Source organism: Myroides guanonis (genome assembly GCF_900114085.1).
Lineage (GTDB): Bacteria > Bacteroidota > Bacteroidia > Flavobacteriales > Flavobacteriaceae > Flavobacterium > Flavobacterium guanonis.
Genome location: NZ_FORU01000007.1, coordinates 129,174 through 146,394 on the forward strand (window position 1 = coordinate 129,174; position 17,221 = coordinate 146,394).

Consider the following 17,221-nt stretch of genomic DNA (forward strand, 5'->3'; position numbering starts at 1 on the left):
TAGCTAAACTATATTAGCTTTTAAAGTTTATTTAAATAATCTTGCAAAATAATAGTTGCAGCAATTTCATCTACAAGAGCTTTATTTTGTCGCTGCTTTTTCTTTAATCCACTATCGATCATTGTTTGAAAAGCCATTTTTGAAGTAAACCTTTCATCCATACGCTCTACAGGCATTTCTGGAAATTCAATTCTGAACTTTTTAATAAATTCATTTAATATAGGAACAACTTCCGAAGGCTCGTTATTAAGTCTTTTAGGTTCACCAATAACAACTCTTTCTACATTTTCCTTAGCAAAATAATCTTTTAAAAAAGGTAGTAGTACTTTAGTTTCAACTGTAGTCAGACCGGAAGCTATTATTTGCAACTCATCAGTAATTGCAATACCCGTTCGTTTTTTTCCAAAATCAATAGAGAGAATACGAGCCATCTTAATAAACGAATGTACCGTATTCAGAAGAAATCGTAAGTATCTTTTCAGAAGAAGCTTCTACTCTACCTACAATCTGAGCGTTTACATTAAACGATTTTGATATAGAGATTATTTCTTCAGCAACTGATGGATTCACATATAATTCCATGCGGTGTCCACAATTGAAAACTTGATACATTTCTCTCCAATCTGTATTTGATTGTTCTTGAATTAATTTGAACAAAGGTGGAATTGGAAATAAATTATCTTTTATAACGTGCAACTCATCCACAAAGTGCAATATCTTGGTTTGAGCTCCACCACTACAGTGAATCATACCGTGAATATCTTTAGAATCAAATTTTGAAAGAATTTCTTTTATAATTGGAGCGTACGTTCTTGTTGGAGACAAAACTAACTTTCCAGCATCGATAGGTGACTTTTCAACTGTATCTAATAATCCAATTTTACCAGAATAAACCAATTCTTCAGGAACAGATGCGTCAAAACTTTCTGGGTATTTACTAGCCAAACCATGTTCGAAAACGTCATGACGAGCAGAAGTTAATCCATTACTTCCCATCCCTCCATTGTACATTTTCTCGTAAGAAGCTTGTCCAAAAGATTCCAATCCAACAATTACATCACCTGGTTGAATAGCAGCATTGTCAATAACATCACTTCTTTTCATCCTAGCAGTAACAGTAGAATCTACAATAATAGTTCTAACTAAATCCCCAACATCAGCTGTTTCACCACCTGTTGAATGAATCGTTACACCATATCCACGTAATTCCTCAATTAGTTCTTCTGTCCCATTTATAATAGCAGATAAAACTTCACCAGGAATTACATTTTTATTTCTACCAATAGTAGAAGATAATAAAATATTATCCGTAGCACCTACACACAATAAATCATCAATATTCATGATTAAAGCATCCTGAGCAATACCTTTCCAAACAGATAAATCACCTGTTTCCTTCCAATACATATAAGCTAAAGAAGATTTAGTACCTGCACCATCTGCATGCATGATCAAACAATAATCTTCATCACCTGTTAAATGATCCGGAATTATCTTGCAGAATGCTTTTGGAAAAAGACCTTTATCAATGTTCTTAATAGCATTATGTACATCTTCCTTTTCAGCTGAAACTCCTCGTAATGCGTATCTATTATTTGAATTCATAATGTGTGTGTTGTTTGTGCAAATTTAATGCTAATGTGTTTGTAAAGCAATAAAAAAAAGTAAAACACTTATTTTTTAGATATTTAACTTTAAATTATAGAAACTAAAAAATCTACCTTTAAAAAGGTAGATTTTAATCTAATATTTGTTAGACAGTTTGTAAAACTTCAATCAAGCGATCTATATCTTCTGTCGTAGTTTCGTGACTAAATGATACACGAATATTTGGTTTAGCCAAATCCGTATCACATAAGAACTCAGACAATACATGAGATGCCTTTTGGCTCCCAGATTGACAAGCACTTCCACGCGAAACAGCAATTCCTTGTATATCTAATTGAAATAATAACATTGCTGCTTTCTCTGAAGAGATAGGAAGTAAAATATTTAAAATATTATAAAACCCTATACCATTACCATTGAAGTGTACATCAGAAAAAATGTCTGTGAATTTTGATTTGCAATATTCTTTAATAGCGGTAATGTGCTTGCGCTCTTCGTCTAAGTTACTATAAGACAATTCTAATGCTTTAGCCATACCAACTACTTGATGAGGAGCTTCTGTTCCTGCACGCATTCCTTTTTCTTGTTCTCCTCCGAAAATCATAGGTTTAAGGATATTCTTTTTGCGTATAAATGCAAAACCTATTCCCTTTGGTCCATGAAATTTATGAGCACTAGCAACAATAAAATCAATAGGTAAAACACTTAAATCAATTTCAGTTTTTCCAATTGACTGTACTGTATCACAATGAAATAATGCATTATGAGCTTGGCAAAGATCACTTACCTTTTTCAAATCCATTTCAGTACCTACTTCATTATTAACATGCATTAAACTAACCAACGTTGGAATATCTTGTTGCAACAATTCCTCCAAATGTTTATAGTCAAAAGAACTGTCTGGAAGTATATTAATATAATCTACTTGAATTCCATACTCTTTTTGCATTTGCTTAACCGTATATAAAACCGCATGATGCTCCATTTTAGAAGTAATGATTCTCTTTACTCCTAAATCACGTACAGAAGAACGAATAATCCAGTTATTAGCTTCAGTTCCACAAGAAGTAAAAATTATTTCAGATGAAGAAGCATTGAATTGTTTAGCTATATTTTTTCTAGCAGCTTCAATAAGAGCTCTAGAACGTCTTCCTATAGCATAGGTAGATGAAGGATTACCAAATTCTTCACGCAATACTTTAATCATTTCATCAGCAACCTCTGGACGTACAGACGTGGTTGCGGCATTATCAAGATAAACTTGTTTCATTTTTATTATTATAGTTTTATGCAAAAAAATAGCTGATTTCCATTTAATTGCTATGTCAGACGACTAAGTTAGTTAATGTGGCGCAAATTTACTAAATGCAAAAGGAATTAAGCAAATGCAACACCTCTTTTATCTTTAATTAAAGCTAAAAATCAATTAATCTATTCTATCAATAACAATATTCTGTTTCAAAAGTACTTTTTTCACTATAATCGCAAAAACCAGTAAGTAAATGAAGCACAATAAAACTATAAAATAGGAATTGTGTATCCCTAAAATATCTGCAACCTTACCTTGAAGAGGAGGCAGAATACCAGCACCTAAAATCATCATAATTAAAAAAGAAGATCCTTGTGCTGTATATTTCCCCAAACCTATAATAGCTAAATTAAATATAGCTGGCCACATTATACTACACGCCAAACCTCCAGCCAAAAATGCATAGATTGCAATCATTCCGTCCGTTAGCAATCCGACTACTATAGATAAAATACCAAAAACACTAAACAATAAAAGAGTTCTAGCAGCTTTGTCTTTACTTAAAAATGAAAAGAAAACCTGAAGTAGTACACAACCACTATAATAGTATAGTGGTTCCATGTTATTTCCTGCTAAGCTATTCACCCCAATTACAACTAAAAAAGCAATCATTGGAACTAAGATTAACGCCAAAGTTCTTTGTCTTTGAGACAAATTAAAAACACTTACAGCCCCAGCCCATCTACCTATCATCAAACTCCCCCAATACATTGAAATATAAGGTGCAATTTCAGAAGAATGCATCCCCCCGAACTCCTCTAATTTTAACAACTCTCCTAAATTACTCCCAATTCCAACCTCTGCCCCGGTATACATAAGAATAGCAACCATACCCAAAACCAATTGTGGATATTGCATAGCCCCCCATCCACTGCTATTTTTAGAACTTTTATTATAGGCATAAAACAAACATCCTAAAACAGATATCAATCCTAATCCTAACCAAATCATACGTTGATATTCAATCGGGTCTTTCAACTCCTTAATTTGAGTTTTTAAATCCTCTAGTTCTTGACTTTCACTTAAATGTACTATTTCATTACTATCTAAAGCATTTTCTGTCAAAACAGATCTATTTAGTTTTTGTTCTAAAGCCACAACTTCAAGAGCAGCATCACTTGAATATGTTTTAAAAACAGACCCAAAAGAAATTATTAAAAGAGCTGTCATAACCAATAATGTAATGATTGCCTTTTTGGGTTTCTCCATTGCTTCCCTCTCTATCCCTGCTGGTACATTTTTTGAAAAATAAAACAATGCAGCAGCTATTATAAATAAAATACCCACACCTCCATATAATAAGCTCATTTTCCCTAAACTCAAATGTTGAATCTGTTCATCATTAATTGCTTGTGTAGTTCCAAACAGTAAAAAAGCAACAATCAATGGTCCAATTGTGGTACCAAACGAATTAACTCCACCAGCCAAATTCACTCGACTTGCACCTGTTTTAGGGTTACCCAGTAATATTGCTAAAGGATTAGCAGCAATTTGTTGTAATGAAAACCCTAAAGCAACCACAAATAATCCAACTAGAAGAGCTACATAAATCCCCTCTTGAACAGCCCAAATCATAACTCCAGCACCTAAAGCCGAAAATAAAAGTCCAAAAACAATACTCTTTTTAAACCCCCAATTAGACACTAAGTCAAAACCTTTATAGGAGCTAAAGAGAAAAAGAAACAAAGATCCAAAGTAATACGCAGTATAAAACGCAAAGTCAATTAACTGTGATTGAAATTGATCCAAATGGAAAAAATTCTTACAGAATGGTATAAAAACACTATTACCCGCAGCAAAGAAACCCCAAAAGAAAAATACAACTACTAGTGTGTATAATGCAGGATAATTAGTTTTAGTTGTCACGTTAGAACTTTCAGAAGTCGAATCCATTTTAACATTTATTTAAAGAGTTTCAAATATAAGAATTTAGGCAATAAATAATGAGATATAGCAATATCTAATGATAAAAAGCTATTTTTGTAGCAAATCAAACGATTTCAATTCTATGAAAAAGCTTTATACTATCGCACTCCTTTCATTTTTAGCATTTCAATCATGCAATGATGGAGATGTTGTTTATGAAAACCTTGAATTCGGCAATAGTTCAGTTGAAAAATGTAGCGATAAAAATTTCTATTACAAAACATCAGATAATGAAATCATTATACTCGATATAGAAGCCGATAGTCTTCTTAAGATAGACCTTCATGTTGAACAAGCCGTTGGAGATCGTTCAAATGTTATTTATAGAAAATACAGTGATAAAGTTACAGGAAAAGTTATATGTGATGTCTTACCACCAGCCTATCCCAATACAGTATCTGAATTAAAAGCTCAGAATGGTGGAAAAATAATCATGGATAAACTGATAACTACCAATCCGAATGAGGAGAACAAATCAGTTTCCGTTAGCTATAGCTACACTTTCAACTTCATGAATATTAAGTTCACTAATGAAGATTCAACTGAAGAACTTAAATTCGATAAATTGAATTTCGGTAGTTATAAAAGTGCAAATTCTCCGACCTTCAATTTTAATTTCACTACCAATGTAGGTGAAGTTAAAGACCAACCGAAAGAAGCTTTTATGTGTACTCAAAAAAACACACTAGTTGCAATAAATAATGGAGGAACCTTATTGCTATCTATGCCTTCGGACTATAAATTACCTAAAAACGAAGGAATTGAAGAAATTGCACTAAACAACAGTCCAATAGCTCTAACATATAGACAATACAAAAATAATGGTGCTTTAAATGCGGAAGATATTTGCAGTACTGATGGAACTATTACATCAACCAACAATCGTCTATTAGAACAATGGTTATCAAATAAAACTGGTAGTATAATAATTACAACTAGAAAAACAGAACCAAAAGATGAAAATGAAGTTGCGAAATGGCATTATACAATATCGATTAAAAATGCGAGTTTTAAAAAGTACATAAATAGTGATAATCCAACAGAAGCATCTTTTCAGTTTAATGAATTTATTTATGGATATTACATTGGAGATGAAGTAGAATAAAAAGAACTTATATATATAAAACAAAATCCCAACTAACGGTTGGGATTTTGTTTTATATATATTTGAGTAGCTCCAATACCATATTTCTGATAATTCGCATCTTCATAAACCACCTCTGCATATCTTCCAAATAAATACTCTAATTCTGATTTTAATATACCTTCTCCTACTCCGTGTATAAATACTATACGTTGGATTCTATTTTGAATTGCAAACTCCAATTGACCTCTAGCTGTATCTAATTGAAGATTCAATATCTCATATTTTTCCAACCTTGAAAAACTCTTTACTAATTTTTCAATATGTAAATCTACCTCAAGTATAAATTCATCTTTTTTAGATTTCTTCTCTTTAATAAAAGACCGTTTTACAGGTTCTTTTTTATCATGTAAAGCACTATCAATAGCACCCCTTGTTGTAGCTTTTCCTAAATCTACCGAATCATTTGGAACTTTTAATAATTCAACTGTTCTATATGTCAATTCAAAACCATCAATCGTTTCAATAATCACATCTGATTTGTTTACTTCTAAAACTATTCCTTCTGTATCTTCATCTAATACAAGAACTCGATCGCCCTTCTTAAATTCGCTCATCATTCTTAACTTTATTACTACTTTCAAAAGTATTGTTTTTATCAATTACTTCTGAATTACTTGTTTCACTTTGATTTATTTTTTGACTTAAACGCATCATAGCATAGAAAAACAATAAAACACCTATGACTTGAACCCAAATCCTGGGAGTTTCTTTAGTTTGCTCAATAAATGCCCAAACTATAAAAGCTAGAGTAATCACAATCCAAATTGTCTTTTTCATAAAATATTTTTGTAAAAATATAAAACTTATTTTGTTCTTGATGTCTCACCTTAACAACAGAGTAAGAAAATATTATGGAGCTAAACGCTCAATCTTCCAATCCATCTTGTCTATTAAACTATATCGAATGCGGTCATGCAAACGATTAGGCCTACCTTGCCAAAACTCTATTGAAATGGGCTCTATGCAATATCCCCCCCAATTTACTGGCTTTTCAACCACAATATTATCCAAGTCTTTTAATCGCTTTTCTAGCTCTTCGTAATTTTTAACCACCTGACTTTGAGGAGAAGCAATAGCTCCTTTTCTACTTCCTTCCGGACGACTATCAAAATAGTTAATTGACTGTTGTTCAGAAACCTTATATGCTTGCCCCTTAACTATTACTTGACGCTCTAAAGAAGGCCAGAAGAATGAGATACAAACATTGGGATTGGCCTCTATTGCTTTACCTTTTTCTGAATCGTAATTGGTATAGAAAACAAAACCATATTCGTCATAGCTCTTCAAAAGAACTACTCGAGATTTTGGAAACCCATCTAAACCAATAGTAGAAACTGTCATTGCATTAACTTCTTCCACTCCTCCAAATGATTCTACTTCATAGAACCATTTTTTAAACTGCATCATCGGGTCTTGTTCAACTTCTGACTCTAATAAAACCCCTCTTTCGTAGGTTTTTCTATAATTATTTAAATCTGTCATATTATTATATTCTACTATAAATCAAACTCTTTTCCATCTTCTGCTAATTCAATAGTGTGGAATATTGTTGAAGCTTCCTTTCTAAAATTATCAATATTATCATAGCGAGTTGAATAATGCCCTAGAATTAACTTACCTACATTCGCTTTACTAGCAATTAAAGCTGCTTCTTTTGCTGTACTGTGTTTTGTACGTTCTGTCAAATGTGATTCTGAATCTAGAAATGTACTTTCATGATAAAGGACACTAACATCTTTGATGATTGGAATTACAGATTCATTATAAACCGTATCTGAACAGAAGGCATAGCTCTTAATTGGTTCAGGATTGTATGTTACCGTTTCGTTTCTAACTACTGTTCCATCATCTAAAATAACATCGCCACCATTTTTTAGTTTTTGGTAATAACAACGATCAATTCCTAAATCTTCTATTAAACCAATATTCAATTTTCGAGCCCCTGGCTTTTCATTAAACAAGTAACCGTTAGTATAAACTCTATGCTCTAAAGGAATTGTTCTTACCACTACTCGTTCATCTTCAAAAACAACTTCACTTTCAGTACTTTCAAGTTCATGAAAATAAAGTGCATATCCAGTATAAGACTTCGAAAGCCTTAGTTGTAATAAAATCACTTCTTTTATTCCTTTAGGTCCGTAGACATGCAAATCATGTTGACGATTTAAAAGCATAAAAGTTGAAATCAAACCTATCAGTCCGTAAAAATGATCTCCATGTAAATGAGAAATAAATATGTGATTGATTTTAGCAAACTTAATCTTCTTTTTTCTCAATTGGACCTGAGTACCTTCGCCACAATCGATTAAAAACATATGTCCGTTAATTTCAAGTACCTGAGAAGTAGGGTTTGTTATAGATCTAGGTGTAGCGGCATAACAGCCCAGTATAGTAAGTTTCAATTATATATCTTTTTGGGTATCTAGATGGGAAGTTACAAAAAATGAAGTTGCTAGCAATAAAAAAGGCTTAAAATAAATTAAGCCTTTTTTATTATATCGTAATTAAGTTTTAAAAACCCAAATCTCGTTGAATTTCGTCCATCTCAATAATATCATGTGCTTCTAAAAGTGTTGGAACAACAACCAACTCTTCATCAAATTCATTAAAATCAATGTTTTCAACAACTATTACAAAAGATTTGTTTTCTTCAGCTTGTGACAATGCAAGTTCTTCGAACAACAATAAATCATCACCTTGGTCGTCAATATCTTCATCTGATAAATCGACAATAATATTAAACTTTTTATAACTGTTATATTGGGCATTAATCTTCTCTATAAATTCTAAGAGAGTCCCCTCACTTTTCTTTATAATTAGCGTATGTCCCTTTTCCTTAACTTTCATAAATAATACTAATTTGTCTGCTAATATAATTATTTAATCTTAGAGGCCAAAAGATAAGTAACAGCCATACGAACAGCCACTCCATTCTCAACCTGATCTAATATTACTGATTGATTAGAATCTGCCACATCAGAGGTGATCTCAACCCCTCTATTGATAGGTCCTGGATGCATCACTATAATTTCCTTATCCAAAGAATCTAACAATGCTTTATCTAAACCGTATTGTTGTGCATACTCACGAGTAGAAGGAAAATAATTAAAATCCAAACGCTCATTTTGAACTCGAAGCATATTGGCAACATCACACCATTCAAGAGCTTGTCTTAAATTTGATTCTACTTTTACACCTAAGCTTTCAATATATTTAGGAATTAAAGTATTTGGACCGCATACTCGAACTTCTGCTCCTTGCATTTGTAAAGCAAAAATATTGGAAAGTGCCACACGAGAGTGCAAAATATCACCAACAATCACTACTTTTTTACCTGCAACACTACCTAGTCTTTCACGGATAGAATAACTATCCAACAAAGCTTGAGTAGGATGTTCATGAGCACCATCACCGGCATTAATAATACTAGCCTTTACATTTCTTGATAAAAAATGGGCTGCACCAGGATTGCTATGACGCATCACAACCATATCCACTTTCATGGAGAGTATGTTATTTACAGTATCTATCAAAGTCTCTCCCTTTTTAACAGAAGATTGAGCTGCCGAGAAACTTATAACATCTGCCGATAAGCGTTTCTGAGCCAATTCAAAAGACAATTTAGTTCTAGTACTATTTTCAAAAAAGATATTTGCAATGGTAATATCACGAAGAGATGGTACTTTCTTAATAGGTCTATTGATAACTTCTTTAAAGTGATCCGCTGTTTCAAAAATTAACTCTATATCCTGTGGTGTGATATATTTAATTCCCAAGAGATGATTTACACTTAATTCTTTCATTGTATGATGTTAATTCGCGTGATATTAAATACTTTCCTGTAGTTCATTCTTAACTAAGTAAACACAATCTTCTACCCCTTCCGACTCCCATGTTACTAGTACTCTTTCATTGTTGATTGCATCAACCTGACGTCCTCTATAATCCGGTTGTATAGGTAAATGACGACTAAACCTACGATCAATTAAAACAAGTAATTCTACTTCTTCAGGTCTTCCAAAAGATTGAATAGCAGTAAGTGCAGATCGAATACTTCTACCTGTATATAAAACGTCATCAATAAAAATGACTTTTTTATTCTCAACTAAAAAATCTATTTGAGTTTTATTTGCTTCTAATGGCTTGTCACTTCTTCTAAAATCATCTCTAAAGAACGTAATGTCTAAAAAACCTAATGGCACATTAGCAATACCATATTTATTAGATAAAATAGATTGTATGCGTTCAGCAAGAAACTTACCGCGTGGTTGAATACCAATTAATAGGGTATTAGAAAAATCCAAATGTTTTTCAATTAATTGACAAGCTAAACGATGTAGAATGATATCAATCTCTTTCGCTGTTAGTAATACTTTGGCATCCATAGTAAAGAGTTGTGTTTGGGCCGTAAAATTACAATTAATTATTGTTTTTAGATAATTATACCGCAGTATTTATCCCATATACCCTATTAGAAAAAGAATACCATTCATTTTCTAGTTTGGCAAGTTATTTGACATATGATACAAAAAGAATTATTATGAAAAATCTATATCTAGTATTTGTTACAAGCTTATCCATTTTGAGCTCACAAGCCCAAGAAATTAAAAGAATGTTTGTAAAGGAGAACACAGTCTCTTGTGTTGGAGTAGCCCCGATGCAATGTTTGCAAATTAAGTATGAAGACCAAAATCAGTGGAGTAATTTTTATAGCAATATAAAAGGTTTTGATTATGAACCTGGTTATCGTTATGAGCTAATGGTAAAAGAAACAGCAATCCCATTAAATCAAGTTCCAGCAGATGCCTCTTCTATAAACTATGAATTAGAAGCTTTGATTTCTAAAGTCAAAACTGAAAGTGCTCAACAATCCATATTAGATTATATCACTAAGAACAATTGGAAACTAATACAAATGAACGGTAAGAACGATAGGGATTACCAACAATCAATCCGTTTAAATTTTGATACTTTCAAAATATCAGGTAATGCTGGATGCAACGGTTTTGGAGGTTCTTATGCATACAATGCCGATGAACAAATTATTGCATTTCCAAACTTTTTTCATACTGAAATGGCTTGTAATAATTTAGACCTTGAAAATGAGTTTTTTAACACAATACAAAATAAAGTCTTTAGATTTGACGTAGCTGACCAAACTTTAAACTTTTATCAAAATGATAGACTTGTGTTGATGTTTGGAGTGTCAAATTAATTATAGTCTAAATATAATATTAAAAGGCTTGATTTCAAATTTGAAACCAAGCCTTTTTTAATTGTATAATTTACAAGTTTTTATACTATTTTTTTCTAAACTCTTTAATCAGTCTTTGTGCGCAATTAGAAGCAACGATAAGACCTCCAGCCATCATGATGATATCTTTAATAACCAACCTACCAGCTCCAGATAAATAAGGGAATCCATATTGAGGTGTTGGAAAATCACCTCCTAAATTAGGAACATAAACCTCTGGGGTTGTAATCAAAAAAGACAAAGTAACTAGAGACATGCCAAAAGTGAGTATCCCACCCCATAATCCTATATTAGGGTACCATATACCTAATAAAACAGTAAAACCAATTAACACTATGACAGTTCCCAATCCGTAGGAAAACAAATATGTACCATTACTTTCGTGCCATTCAATGTTCTTTTGAACCGTTTTGCCCTCAGGATTTTTGTATAACGTATAAGCATCCACTTCATCACCATTGTCATTACTAACCTTCTCTCCAGAATGGGTATAAAAAAAGCTCATAAAAGGACTATTAGCAACAAATGGAACTATGCCATCTGCCTCATACTGATAGGCTTTTAAACCGCCAATCCAAGCCATTACTATAAATATAGAAATACGCATAAAATGAATAAAATATTCTTGACTAGAAGCTAAACATTCAATAACTCTTTTCATTTAAACTTATTATTAAATTAATATTCAAATGTAACCTATTGAACTACTATCAAGAATGGACAAAAAAGACTTTTACCTAGATTTTTTTGCTACAATTGATATACCTACATCTTCTCTAAATTTTTTAGGTGAAACACATACTTCTTTTTTGAAATATCTACTAAAATAGAATTCATCTTCAAAACAAAGTTCCATCGCTATTTCCTTAATTGGTTTATAAGTTAAATGCAATAATTTCTTCGCCTCTAATACAACGCGCTCTTGAATAAGCTTTGTAGGTGGTTTACCAAAATGTTTTTTAATCTTTTTGCTAAACGTCTCATTAGTCAATCCAAACTTAGAAGCGTAAAAAGCAACTTCCCTACTTTCTAAAAAAGACGATTCCAACAAAGTTTGAAAACCATTAATTGAATCATCCGTTAACACATCTTCTTTGGTCCAACTTGGATGGAGTTGTTTTTCTTTACTGCTTAAGGCAAGAATAAGTTGCAAATAAGTTTTAATAATTGAAATATCTAAATCAGAATGTGATAAATCGTTCATTTTATCGACAGTACTAACTATTTCTTCAAAAACCTCCTCACTTATTGAAATGAAGGGATTGTGATAGATGGAATTAAACAAAATACCGTTACAAGCCACCTCTTTTTTATGGTATTCAATACAATAAAAATCGCCGTGAAAACGCAATTGAGTACATAGAGTATCAGATGAATTATGCCATTGCAATAACTGATAAGGAGATAGAAAAATTAAACTTTTACCAGTACAATTATATTCAGTAAAATCAATAGAAAAAGAAGCATCACCCTCGACTATTAAAATATAGTAATACGGAGCATTGCGTTCCTTTAATGAAGAAACAGGTTTATTCAAATCAATTTTAATCAAGTCTTTCAAAATAATTATTTTTAGTGTATTCAGAACTCAAAACAGTCTGTTGTAAAAATACTTAGCTCAACTACAAATGCAAGTCAAAGAAACGTAACCCTTCAAATACAATTACTTTATAAATTGACTTTCAATTCAAATTTACTATAAATCCCTTAACAAAGAAAGTAACAGCCATTGTATCTCTTGTCTTTAATAGCTCATCCTATACTATTTTTATAGAACTATACTAAATAAGATTGATAAAGTACTAATTAAAGATTATTTTTACGGGTTTAAAATAGAATCATCTACAATGAAAGCACTTATATTTAATGGTTCATTAGACGAAGAAGCGTTTAGAACATCTAGAAGAATTGCACAATATTATGCTGACCAGTTTTCAGCTTTAAATATAGAAGTACAACAAGTACATCTCTCCGATTATCAAATCCCTATTTTTCATCCCCGAAATACAGAACCAACACCACAAAGTGTATTGGATTTTGTAGAAGCCTTTGTGACAAGTGATGTCCAAATTTGGTTAACACCATTATATCATGGAGGAATGGCAGGAGTAATGAAGAACGCATTAGACTGGTTAGAACTAACATCATCAAATAAACCTGCGTATTTAACCAATAAAGTAGTTGGGTTAGGATGTTGGTCTGGAGGAAATCAAGCCATGCAAGGAGTACAAGCGATGGATAACGTTGCAAAAGCCCTTAGAGCTTGGACACTACCATATCAAATATCAATGAATAGTTCGGACATGTATGAGAACAACGAATTAGCTAATTTCTATAAATCAAAAATCAGTCTAATGGTTGATCTTTTAGTAGAAAGTCAGAAATAAGTAAGTTGCAGTCAATTAAATAGCAAACATCATTATTATTGCTATATTTGTACTGCATTTATGGGGGTGTAGCTCAGTTGGTAGAGCGTTTGGCTGGCAGTCAAAAGGTCGTGGGTTCGAGACCCATCTCCTCCACTTTTTAGTAAACATTAGGCTTTTCAAAAAGCTACAAAACCACATAAAACCTATGATTTTTAATAAATTATAGGTTTTTTCTTTTTTAGTACTCCCCTACTGCTACAGAAAAGTTTGGTTCTAATTATTTCAAGACATCCTGAATACTTAGGTCTTTTTGAAAGCTAGCTTTAGCAAATGGGCCTTCTGCTATAAAAATGTGTCTTGATAAAGCAGATGTTGAGATCAAAGATTTAAAAAAAATAATCATTCACCAAGATAATGAAAAGATGGATGAAGAAATTTTAAAGAGATTTTATAAACTTTATGATCACCCTATTCCAGATCATATTATGCCTATGGTGATTAGTACATTAGGTTATAGTTCTGTAGCTTACTATCTATGGTCTTACACAATGAATTGGAAAATCATAGATTAGAACTAGGTGATGTTTTACTCTTAGCATTAGCAGAAGCTGGGATGAATATAAATTCGACCTTGTATAAAATTTAAACAAAAAAAAGGCATGTAAAAAAATTACATGCCTTTGATATATAAACCTTTTGGGTTATTTTTTTCTAACATTAACAGCCATAAGACCTTTTTGTCCGCGCTCAATGTCGAAAGTTACGTCATCGTTCTCACGTATGTCTTCCAATAATCCTGAATTGTGAACAAATATGTCTTCATCACCATTTGTTTGAGAAATAAAACCAAATCCTTTAGTTTCATTGAAAAATTTTACTGTACCTTCTTGCATTCTTATTATTATTTAATTTATTATTTTTTTAAATCAACTGCTTGGTAACCCTTTGCACCCAATTCTTTTCTATATGTTACTTTATTGTTTTTTTCAAAAGTTTGGGTAAGTTGACCTATATGAAAAAAAACACTTTCACCTGTTTCATCTTCTGTAATAAAACCAAAACCTTTATCACTAATGTAATTTACAATTCCACTGAAATCATCGTTATGACGTGCTGCAGATTCTTGTGCTTTTTTAGCTTTTGCTAAGTCAGCATCTCTATTCTGAAGATGTTGAGGAACAGTTGTAAAATGTCCATTCACGTCTACATAAACAATCATATCTTCAAGATTTTTGCCCTTATTGTTGTTCTCTTTACGATCCTCTCTTCTAAGTTGCTTATCTTTTAATTTTTGTATTTTTTTCTTGGTATTCTCTTTTTTAGTAAAAGATTCCGCCATATTTTATCTTATTTGATTATTAATTAAACTTTATTGTCTGGCAACAGTCATTTTAAAGCCAATTAGTTTTTGTATACTTTGTAATTCTTTTTTTTCTTCGCGATCACAAAATGAAATCGCTGTTCCATGATATCCAGCACGTCCTGTTCGACCTATTCTGTGAACATATGTTTCAGGTACATGTGGTAATTCATAATTAACGACATGTGGTAATTCATTAATATCAATACCTCTAGCAGCAATATCTGTAGCTATAAGTACTCGTATTTTAGAACTTTTAAAGTCATCCAATGCACGTTGTCTAGCATTTTGCGATTTATTACCATGTATTGCAGCTGCATGAATTCCAGACAATAATAAGCTTTTAACTAATTTGTCGGCACCATGTTTAGTTCTTGCAAAAACTAATGAACGATTAATCTTCTTATCATCAAGAATTTGAACAAGCAAATTAAATTTCTCATTCTTCTCTACAAAATAAACGGACTGTTTTACAGTTTCTGCTGTTGAGGATACTGGCGTTACGTTAATTTCTATGGGCTCTTTAAGAATTGACTGAGAAAATTTTCTTATTTCTTGCGGCATTGTTGCCGAGAAAAAAAGTGTTTGCTTTTTTACGGGTACTTTTGTTAGTATCTTTTTTACATCATTTACAAATCCCATATCTAACATACGATCAGCCTCATCAAGTACCAGTATTTCAATATGTGCTAAATCAATGTAACCTTGAGAGATTAAATCCAATAAGCGTCCAGGTGTAGCAATCAATATGTCAATACCTGCATTTAGTGCCTTTACTTGTTTACCTTGAGGAACACCTCCAAAAATAGCTAAGTGTTTGATATTTAAATGTTGTCCATATGTTTTAAAGTTTTCACTTATCTGTACGGCTAATTCTCTAGTTGGTGTCAATACCAGCGAACGAATTCCTTTGCTTTTAATCTTTTGGTTATCTAGTAATTGTAATATTGGGATAGCAAATGAAGCTGTTTTACCTGTACCTGTTTGTGCACATCCTATAAGATCGTGCCCATTAAGTATATGTGGTATCGATTGATATTGTATTTCTGTGGCCTTTGTATATCCAGCTGTTTGAACAGCCTTCATAATAGAAGGTATAATATTTAATTGTTTAAAATCCATGATTATTTGTACCGGAAAAACCGATGTTATTTACAATTTCCGTCCTGTATACAAGCGGTAAAGTAATTGTTATTGTATAGTAGAAAGTTTTAAATTGTAAACATGTATAAAAATTTAAAACATATCAATTAATAAGCCATCGTAATGATGTCTTATAATTTTACAAATCCTAATTACGCACGCACTGTACTATGAATGAATATTCTAAATAACGTTTCAAAATGCATGTAAGAAACATTAATTAGTACCTAAATAGGTCTGTAATGATTTTATTATGATTTTTTCTTATTGTGAAATGTTGTATCTAACTTTGTGCTGGTTATTAATGCACAATAGATTTGCCAATGAAATCTCATTTTAAAAATAAAATGGCAAGTGAGGAAGGTCTAGACTGAGAGAGGAAAATTGTTAATTTACTTTTATCAGAAAAGGCGAATACTAAAAGCCCTAAATAAATTCTTTGCAAAGATATTCGTTTTTTTTAAACTTCCTATTTATTTTAATATTTTTTTATTAAAATATTAAATAATTAGTATCTGGTCTATAGTTTTTCCAAATGCCCAATTAAGCGATTTATATTAATTTAGATTTTTCTGCAAATTTTAGTGATATTGACCACCTCATGCCAATTTAACTCCAATTTAAAATGACCATTTAATTTCGGTTGAAATTGACCACTGGACATGCTAACTTAGCTTCATGCTCAAAATTAATTCCACCCCACCCCCACTTCCTAAATACCTCTGCCATAAATCGCCAAACTTCCTTTAAAACCCTATTTAAAGTCCACTCAACCTGACCCGTCCTGAAATAGCTGTACAGTTCAAAACAAGAAAAAATGGAAAAATCAGGACAAAAAACCAGTCAACGTTACCATCTAAAATTCATAGAAAAAGTGGTCCAGGAAGTTGAGTTTGGAGCTACACAAATTTCAGTAATAAATAAATATAATTTAAATAAAACCACGGTCAATGGTTGGATGCAAAAATACGGTAGTCAAGAGTTTTTTAATACTCGACAAGCTCGTAGATATTCAACTAATCTAAAGCGGAAAGTACTTTTGAGTATTAAAGAAGGAAAGATGAGTATTCAGGAAGCTAAGGTGGCTTATGAAATCACAAGTGTT

21 protein-coding genes and 1 tRNA gene are annotated in these 17,221 nt (G+C 31.9%); 6 read left to right on the top strand and 16 right to left on the bottom strand.

Translation table 11 applies throughout. The features are described 5' to 3' along the window. Positions 1–20: 20 nt before the first annotated feature. The 4 genes from ruvX to BM024_RS07740 form a co-directional block, all read right to left on the bottom strand. Complete coding sequence (gene ruvX / locus BM024_RS07725) at positions 21–431, bottom strand: Holliday junction resolvase RuvX (RefSeq protein WP_090678940.1); 411 nt, start codon at positions 429–431, stop codon at positions 21–23. A gap of 1 nt (position 432) precedes the next feature. Next, positions 433–1,605, bottom strand: a complete 1,173-nt coding sequence (locus BM024_RS07730) for an AIR synthase related protein (RefSeq protein WP_090678943.1) — start codon at positions 1,603–1,605, stop codon at positions 433–435. A 148-nt stretch (positions 1,606–1,753) separates the two neighbouring features. Continuing rightward, on the bottom strand, positions 1,754–2,878 hold the full coding sequence (locus BM024_RS07735) for a cysteine desulfurase family protein (protein ID WP_090678944.1): 1,125 nt from the start codon (positions 2,876–2,878) through the stop codon (positions 1,754–1,756). Positions 2,879–3,034: 156 nt separating this feature from the next. Then, positions 3,035–4,810 (bottom strand): MFS transporter, encoded by a 1,776-nt coding sequence (locus tag BM024_RS07740; RefSeq protein WP_090678946.1) that lies wholly within the window; start codon positions 4,808–4,810, stop codon positions 3,035–3,037. Positions 4,811–4,925: 115 nt separating this feature from the next. On the opposite strand from BM024_RS07740, the gene BM024_RS07745 reads away from it, so the two are divergent. Then, positions 4,926–5,948, top strand: coding sequence for a hypothetical protein (locus tag BM024_RS07745; RefSeq protein WP_090678948.1), 1,023 nt, complete (start codon positions 4,926–4,928; stop codon positions 5,946–5,948). A gap of 32 nt (positions 5,949–5,980) precedes the next feature. Here BM024_RS07745 and BM024_RS07750 read toward each other — a convergent pair whose 3' ends face one another. The 7 genes from BM024_RS07750 to pyrR form a co-directional block, all read right to left on the bottom strand. After that, positions 5,981–6,547 (bottom strand): Smr/MutS family protein, encoded by a 567-nt coding sequence (locus BM024_RS07750; RefSeq protein WP_090678951.1) that lies wholly within the window; start codon positions 6,545–6,547, stop codon positions 5,981–5,983. After that, a complete protein-coding gene (locus tag BM024_RS07755; protein ID WP_090678953.1) occupies positions 6,531–6,767 on the bottom strand; it encodes a hypothetical protein in 237 nt (78 codons plus the stop codon). The genes BM024_RS07750 and BM024_RS07755 overlap by 17 nt, the downstream gene beginning before the upstream one ends. A 72-nt stretch (positions 6,768–6,839) precedes the next feature. Beyond that, positions 6,840–7,472 (bottom strand): pyridoxamine 5'-phosphate oxidase, encoded by a 633-nt coding sequence (pdxH, locus tag BM024_RS07760; protein WP_090678956.1) that lies wholly within the window; start codon positions 7,470–7,472, stop codon positions 6,840–6,842. Positions 7,473–7,486: 14 nt separating this feature from the next. Next, positions 7,487–8,392, bottom strand: coding sequence for a ribonuclease Z (locus BM024_RS07765; RefSeq protein ID WP_090678958.1), 906 nt, complete (start codon positions 8,390–8,392; stop codon positions 7,487–7,489). Positions 8,393–8,501: 109 nt separating this feature from the next. Then, positions 8,502–8,837, bottom strand: coding sequence for a ribonuclease Z (locus tag BM024_RS07770; protein ID WP_090678960.1), 336 nt, complete (start codon positions 8,835–8,837; stop codon positions 8,502–8,504). 29 nt (positions 8,838–8,866) lie between these two features. After that, positions 8,867–9,793, bottom strand: a complete 927-nt coding sequence (locus tag BM024_RS07775) for an aspartate carbamoyltransferase catalytic subunit (RefSeq protein ID WP_090678962.1) — start codon at positions 9,791–9,793, stop codon at positions 8,867–8,869. Positions 9,794–9,817: 24 nt separating this feature from the next. Further along, complete coding sequence (pyrR, locus tag BM024_RS07780) at positions 9,818–10,375, bottom strand: bifunctional pyr operon transcriptional regulator/uracil phosphoribosyltransferase PyrR (protein ID WP_090678964.1); 558 nt, start codon at positions 10,373–10,375, stop codon at positions 9,818–9,820. 155 nt (positions 10,376–10,530) lie between these two features. Between pyrR and BM024_RS13710 the strand changes: the two genes are divergently transcribed. Continuing rightward, positions 10,531–11,205 carry a DUF4377 domain-containing protein gene (locus BM024_RS13710; RefSeq protein ID WP_177190183.1) on the top strand — a complete coding sequence of 225 codons (675 nt, stop codon included), beginning with the start codon at positions 10,531–10,533 and terminating at the stop codon, positions 11,203–11,205. Positions 11,206–11,290: 85 nt separating this feature from the next. Here BM024_RS13710 and BM024_RS07790 read toward each other — a convergent pair whose 3' ends face one another. Together BM024_RS07790 and BM024_RS07795 are read right to left on the bottom strand one after the other, a co-directional pair. Further along, a complete protein-coding gene (locus BM024_RS07790; RefSeq protein WP_090678967.1) occupies positions 11,291–11,905 on the bottom strand; it encodes a DUF417 family protein in 615 nt (204 codons plus the stop codon). A gap of 72 nt (positions 11,906–11,977) precedes the next feature. Next, a complete protein-coding gene (locus BM024_RS07795; RefSeq protein WP_245753874.1) occupies positions 11,978–12,805 on the bottom strand; it encodes a helix-turn-helix domain-containing protein in 828 nt (275 codons plus the stop codon). Between the two features lie 286 nt (positions 12,806–13,091). Here BM024_RS07795 and BM024_RS07800 point away from each other — a divergent pair, with 286 nt between their 5' ends. The 3 genes from BM024_RS07800 to BM024_RS13790 all read left to right on the top strand — a co-directional run bounded on the left by BM024_RS07800 (position 13,092) and on the right by BM024_RS13790 (position 14,185). Then, on the top strand, positions 13,092–13,631 hold the full coding sequence (locus tag BM024_RS07800) for an NADPH-dependent FMN reductase (protein WP_090678969.1): 540 nt from the start codon (positions 13,092–13,094) through the stop codon (positions 13,629–13,631). A gap of 62 nt (positions 13,632–13,693) precedes the next feature. Beyond that, positions 13,694–13,766: transfer RNA gene (locus BM024_RS07805), tRNA-Ala, on the top strand. 197 nt (positions 13,767–13,963) lie between these two features. Then, complete coding sequence (locus BM024_RS13790; RefSeq protein ID WP_090678970.1) at positions 13,964–14,185, top strand: hypothetical protein; 222 nt, start codon at positions 13,964–13,966, stop codon at positions 14,183–14,185. 129 nt (positions 14,186–14,314) lie between these two features. Here the strand turns inward: BM024_RS13790 and BM024_RS07815 are convergent, their stop codons facing one another. Genes BM024_RS07815 through BM024_RS07825 form a run of 3 tightly spaced genes read right to left on the bottom strand, consistent with a single transcriptional unit; the run spans position 14,315 to position 16,095 of the window. Beyond that, positions 14,315–14,506, bottom strand: coding sequence for a cold-shock protein (locus BM024_RS07815; protein ID WP_090678972.1), 192 nt, complete (start codon positions 14,504–14,506; stop codon positions 14,315–14,317). Positions 14,507–14,526: 20 nt separating this feature from the next. Continuing rightward, positions 14,527–14,952: a cold-shock protein gene (locus BM024_RS07820; RefSeq protein ID WP_090678973.1), complete on the bottom strand. Its 426-nt coding sequence runs from the start codon at positions 14,950–14,952 to the stop codon at positions 14,527–14,529. Positions 14,953–14,982: 30 nt separating this feature from the next. Next, positions 14,983–16,095, bottom strand: a complete 1,113-nt coding sequence (locus BM024_RS07825) for a DEAD/DEAH box helicase (RefSeq protein WP_090678976.1) — start codon at positions 16,093–16,095, stop codon at positions 14,983–14,985. Positions 16,096–16,933: 838 nt separating this feature from the next. Between BM024_RS07825 and BM024_RS07830 the strand changes: the two genes are divergently transcribed. Beyond that, positions 16,934–17,221: hypothetical protein (locus BM024_RS07830; RefSeq protein WP_394333274.1), on the top strand; the 288-nt coding region annotated here is incomplete at its 3' end.